The sequence below is a fragment of the Glutamicibacter sp. BW77 genome (assembly GCF_002332285.1).
In the GTDB taxonomy this organism is placed as follows: domain Bacteria; phylum Actinomycetota; class Actinomycetes; order Actinomycetales; family Micrococcaceae; genus Glutamicibacter; species Glutamicibacter bergerei.
Map to the genome: position 1 here is coordinate 1 of NZ_NRGT01000087.1, position 1,356 is coordinate 1,356.

Annotated in this window: 1 protein-coding gene; it reads left to right on the forward strand. The window is 52.8% G+C overall.

Features of this window, described 5'->3' with window-relative positions; translation table 11 throughout:
* Positions 1-284 precede the first annotated feature (284 nt).
* A complete protein-coding gene (locus CIK74_RS17500) occupies positions 285-1,331 on the forward strand; it encodes an IS110 family transposase (RefSeq protein ID WP_096257703.1) in 1,047 nt (348 codons plus the stop codon).
* Positions 1,332-1,356 lie beyond the last annotated feature (25 nt).

Here is a 1,356-nt window from a genome sequence, read left to right on the forward strand (position 1 = left end):
CTTCTATGTCTCTAATGGATCTTGGCAGGTCTGGTACCCGCTGGCAGGATTGGTACCACTCCTTCGCAACGTGACTCATTCTATGTCTGGCGACGAGCTCGTCTGCCTTGTGACAGACCCGTCCGTTGCGTTGGAGGGCACCAGCCTGACCGCTTGCCCTGGCTTGATAAAAGGTTGACCGCACCAATGTGATGCGTGTCTCGTTAGAGATTTGCCGGACAAGACTTCATAACCAGACTGATGCCATCAATAACGGTATTCATCTGGGAAGAAGGACGTACATCATGACGATAGTGGCAGAACAATTCGCATATGTCATCGGTATAGATACGCACGCACAAACGCATACTTACGCCGTCATCGAGACTTCCACGGGTGCGCGAATCGCTTGCGAAGCGTTTCCCGTTAACAAATCGGGCATCAACCGTGCCATCGCATGGATTCAACGCAACTGCTCTGGAAACGTCTTAGCAGCAATCGAAGGAACCAATTCCTACGGTTCCTCGATCCGGCGTGCTTTGAATGAGCAGAGCATCCTCGTCACAGAGGTAAAACCTCCGCGGAGAAAGGCCCGTAACGGGGTCGGTAAGAGTGATCAGATCGATGCCATATCAGCGGCCATGAGTGTACTTGGGCACGAAATCGATACGCTAGTCAGCCCACGTCAGGATGGCACGAGAGCTGCGATTAGCGTCTTGCTCACGGCGCGACGTCGGGTAATTTTGCAGCGCACTTCGAACCGCAATGCACTGAACGCGTTGCTTCGCCAGATCGATTTGGGAATTGATGCGCGTAAAGCACTCAGTGACCGTGTTATTGGGGAAATAAGTGCCTGGCGTATTCGTGATCTTGACACGATTGACCAACGTGTAGCTCGCGCAGAGGCCGTGGAACTGGCTCAAGCGATCCTCAAAGCCAAGCGTCGTACCCAAGGTATTGATCTGGAAATGGCAGTCCTTGACGAGCAATTGGCGCCTGGCATGCAAGCACAACCAGGTATGGGCCCGGTGACCTTGGCCATTATTTTGGCGAGTTATTCACATGCCGGAAGGTTTCGATCTGAGGCGTCTTTCGCTGCGCTAGCCGGTGTTTCGCCGTTGCAAGCTTCCTCAGGCAACACCGTTCGGCATAGGCTCAATCGAGGAGGAGACCGACAACTGAATATGGCGTTGGACGTCATTGCTAAATCACGGATGCGATTTGACGAACGAACGCAGAAGTATGTGGAACGTCGCACGGCTGAGGGACGTACCTACCGGGAGATCAAGCGCTGCGTTAAGCGGTTTCTCGCTCGTTCCATTTTTAGGCAATTAGAGCAGATCATGTGTTGACAGAAACCATAAAAGGGTCTGTCAA

Excerpts from the sequence above, each read along its gene's own strand:
- CIK74_RS17500 (WP_096257703.1), top strand. The coding sequence starts at position 285 with ATGACGATAGTGGCAGAACAATTCGCATATGTCATCGGTATAGATACG.